Consider the following 2289-nt stretch of genomic DNA (forward strand, 5'->3'; position numbering starts at 1 on the left):
TGGAATTTATCCAGCCAGGCAAACCGACTCAGAACTCCTATGTCGAACGATTTAATACCAATCTAAGTAAAAACATGATCTAATTAAGGCTGTCATTTCTACACGAGAATGCCATGGATAGCCTCGACAACATCGACTTTAAAAAACTCGCTAGTCTGCAGAAGTCTATACAAATGAAGATGCGTTTACTTGCTCTAGCACACTTTAAAGAAGGGCGGTCTCGAACACAGATTGCCAAATACCTGAAGGTAAGCCGCACTAGCGTGAACAAGTGGGTTCAAACCTTTCTTGAGGAGGGGCTTGAAGGACTACAGGAAAAACCAAGAACAGGACGCCCTGCATTTCTTACCCCAAAACAGCGTGAGCAGTTAAGCCTATTTATTGAAAGTCGAGCTTCGGATTCTTCTGGCGGTAGATTAACGGGTAGCGATATTCATGCCTACATCATTAAAGAATTTGGCAAACATTATCACCCTGACTCCATCTATTATTTGCTCAATCATATGGGCTTTTCTTGGATAACATCGCGCTCCAACCACCCTTCTCAATCCCAACAAACCCAAGACGATTTTAAAAAAATTCAAAATTGAAACGATCCTCAAGCTCCCCGGCCATATGGGGCTTGAGGCCGTCGATGTTTGGTTTCAAGACGAAGCTCGATTTGGACAACAAAATACAACAACTCGTCTTTGGGCTAAGCGCGGCACAAGACCGCGAGCGGTGAAACAGCAGCAATTTGAATATGCTTACTTATTCGGTTCAGTCTGTCCTACAAGAGGAATTGGAGAGGCGATAGTCGTCCCTTGGGTAAACAAAGAGATTATGATTCAGCACCTTGGTCAAATATCGCAAGCCACCGAGCGAGGTCGTCATGCAGTTGTCATAATGGATGGTGCTGGATGGCATACCAGTGATATTGCCGAGCAGTTTGACAATGTCAGCATCATCAAATTGCCTCCCTATTCACCAGAGCCAAATCCAATTGAACAAGTATGGAGTTGGCTGCGACAACACTATTTAGCCAACCAAAGTTTTTCGAACTATAACGATGTTGTCGAGAAGGTATGTAGAGCATGGAATGGCTTCTTGGAAAGCGCAGATAGGGTGCAAACGATGTGCAAAAGGGAGTGGATAAACCTGACCAGTTAATTTTCCAGATTGGTATTACAGGCTTCTAAAACGACGAAAGCCTAGTCGTAAGACTAGGCTTTCTGAATAAATGGCGGACGGCGGGGACGCCTAGTCTGGGGTTGCAGGCAACCGGGACTCGTTGGTCGAAGACCAAAATAACCTGATAGAAACGAAAAGACCCCAGCATTTCTGCTGGGGTCTGGAATAAGTGGCGGAGCGGACGGGACTCGAACCCGCGACCCCCGGCGTGACAGGCCGGTATTCTAACCAACTGAACTACCGCTCCGCACTGGTTAGACTCTTGAGTCTAAATTTAAAGCCTGGCGATGTCCTACTCTCACATGGGGAAGCCCCACACTACCATCGGCGCTAATTCGTTTCACTTCTGAGTTCGGAATGGAATCAGGTGGGTCCAAATCGCTATGGTCGCCAAGCAAATTCTTTAATCTGGAAAGCTGTCAGTTCTTACACATTCAATGTTCTTACATCGAGTCCACAAAACCCTTTGGGTGTTGTATGGTTAAGCCTCACGGGCAATTAGTACAGGTTAGCTCCACGCCTCACAGCGCTTACACACCCTGCCTATCAACGTTCTAGTCTCGAACAACCCTTTAGGACCCTCAAGGGGTCAGGGAAGACTCATCTCAGGGCTCGCTTCCCGCTTAGATGCTTTCAGCGGTTATCGATTCCGAACTTAGCTACCGGGCAATGCGTCTGGCGACACAACCCGAACACCAGAGGTTCGTCCACTCCGGTCCTCTCGTACTAGGAGCAGCCCCCTTCAATCTTCCAACGCCCACGGCAGATAGGGACCGAACTGTCTCACGACGTTCTAAACCCAGCTCGCGTACCACTTTAAATGGCGAACAGCCATACCCTTGGGACCGACTTCAGCCCCAGGATGTGATGAGCCGACATCGAGGTGCCAAACACCGCCGTCGATATGAACTCTTGGGCGGTATCAGCCTGTTATCCCCGGAGTACCTTTTATCCGTTGAGCGATGGCCCTTCCATACAGAACCACCGGATCACTATGACCTGCTTTCGCACCTGCTCGAATTGTCATTCTCGCAGTCAAGCGGGCTTATGCCATTGCACTAACCTCACGATGTCCAACCGTGATTAGCCCACCTTCGTGCTCCTCCGTTACTCTTTGGG

1 protein-coding gene, 1 tRNA gene and 2 rRNA genes are annotated in these 2289 nt (G+C 48.4%); 1 reads left to right on the forward strand and 3 read right to left on the reverse strand.

The genetic code is table 11. The annotated features are described in order from the left end of the window. Positions 1-113: 113 nt before the first annotated feature. Positions 114-1149, forward strand: a protein-coding gene (locus DA100_RS16575; RefSeq protein ID WP_138973146.1) for an IS630 family transposase whose coding sequence is annotated in 2 segments (ribosomal slippage) — positions 114-572 and positions 574-1149 — 1035 coding nt in all. Because the reading frame shifts where the segments join, the coding sequence is not laid out codon by codon here. Between the two features lie 191 nt (positions 1150-1340). Here the strand turns inward: DA100_RS16575 and DA100_RS16580 are convergent. The 3 genes from DA100_RS16580 to DA100_RS16590 form a co-directional block, all read right to left on the reverse strand. Next, positions 1341-1417, reverse strand: a tRNA-Asp gene (locus DA100_RS16580). Positions 1418-1449: 32 nt separating this feature from the next. Beyond that, positions 1450-1565 (reverse strand): 5S ribosomal RNA (rrf, locus tag DA100_RS16585). 82 nt (positions 1566-1647) lie between these two features. Beyond that, positions 1648-2289, reverse strand: a 23S ribosomal RNA gene (locus tag DA100_RS16590); the annotation flags it as partial.

This window comes from Vibrio sp. Hep-1b-8 (assembly GCF_006124995.1).
Classification (GTDB): Bacteria; Pseudomonadota; Gammaproteobacteria; order Enterobacterales; family Vibrionaceae; genus Vibrio.